This is a genomic window from Haloferax sp. Atlit-6N (assembly GCF_003383195.1).
GTDB classification, from domain to species: Archaea; Halobacteriota; Halobacteria; order Halobacteriales; family Haloferacaceae; genus Haloferax; species Haloferax gibbonsii.
In genome coordinates this window covers 1-1,024 of the sequence record NZ_QEQJ01000021.1, presented here as the reverse complement: position 1 = coordinate 1,024, position 1,024 = coordinate 1, and the positions used below count along the sequence as shown (strand labels likewise).

Genomic DNA, 1,024 nt, shown 5'->3' with positions numbered 1-1,024 from the left:
GAACGCTTCCCTTCCGCGGCGGCGTTCGTCGTCGGCGAAGCCCCGCTTCTCGAGGAGTTCCGGGAGGCGGGCGTCACGACAGTGACAGAGACGCCGGGCGACATCGTCGTGGCATCGATGGACCGCCACTTCGACTACGACACGCTCGAGACCGCGCTCCGAACGCTCGAAGACGGTGCGCCGTTCCTGGCGACGAATCCGGACCGGACCTGTCCGACTGAGAAGGGTGCCATCCCGGACGCCGCGGGGATGATCGGCGCGATCGAAGGCGTGACGGGACAGACCGTCGACGAGGTGCTCGGGAAGCCGTCCGCGACGATGGTCGAGACGGCGCTCGGGGAAGTGGGCGTCGACCCCGGCGACTGCCTGATGGTCGGCGACCGGATCGAGACGGACATCCGGATGGGAGACCGTGCCGGGATGACCACCGTCCTCGTGCTCACCGGAGTGACTGACCGCGAAATGATCGCCGACGTGAACGTCGATCCCGATTACGTCCTCGACTCCATCGCCGATGTCGAAGCTCTCCTCGTGGAGTGACGGTCCGTCGCCGGAGTCGACGATGCCGACAGCGTACTCGGGACCGGAAGTCCGGTCAGACGTCGTCGCTCTCGGTCAGGACGTCTTTGACCACCTGAGGATCCTCCAGAAGCTGGTGCTTCGTGTAGCTCCCCTCGGCGCTTCCACCGCTGTGTTTGGACTGCTCGATGATGTCGAGGAACGCGTGTTCTTTCAGTAAGTCGCGGACGCGGCGTAGCGAGAGCGTATCCGAGCCCTGACCGTCGCAGATGTTCTCGTAGACCTCGTAGACGCGACTCGTTCGGAATCCTTCCTGTCGCTCGCTCGACAGTGAGAGGATCGCGAGGGCCTGCAACACGTACCGGGAGTGCGGCGTCGACCCGCGGATGAGTTCGCGGAAGCGATCTGTCTCTGCACGCTCGCGGGCCTGCGTCACGAACTCCTCGCGAACGATCTGTGCGCCTTTCGATTGCGCAATCTCACCGGCGTACCGAAGAATGTCGAT

The 1,024-nt window shown here is 64.6% G+C and carries 1 protein-coding gene and 1 pseudogene; one reads left to right on the top strand and one right to left on the bottom strand.

The genetic code is table 11. The annotated features are described in order from the left end of the window. A partial coding sequence (locus DEQ92_RS20880; RefSeq protein ID WP_115821716.1) for an HAD-IIA family hydrolase occupies positions 1-540 on the top strand: 540 nt, incomplete at its 5' end. 55 nt (positions 541-595) lie between these two features. Here the strand turns inward: DEQ92_RS20880 and DEQ92_RS20875 are convergent. Beyond that, a pseudogene (locus tag DEQ92_RS20875) lies at positions 596-1,024 on the bottom strand (cell division control protein Cdc6); the annotation flags it as partial.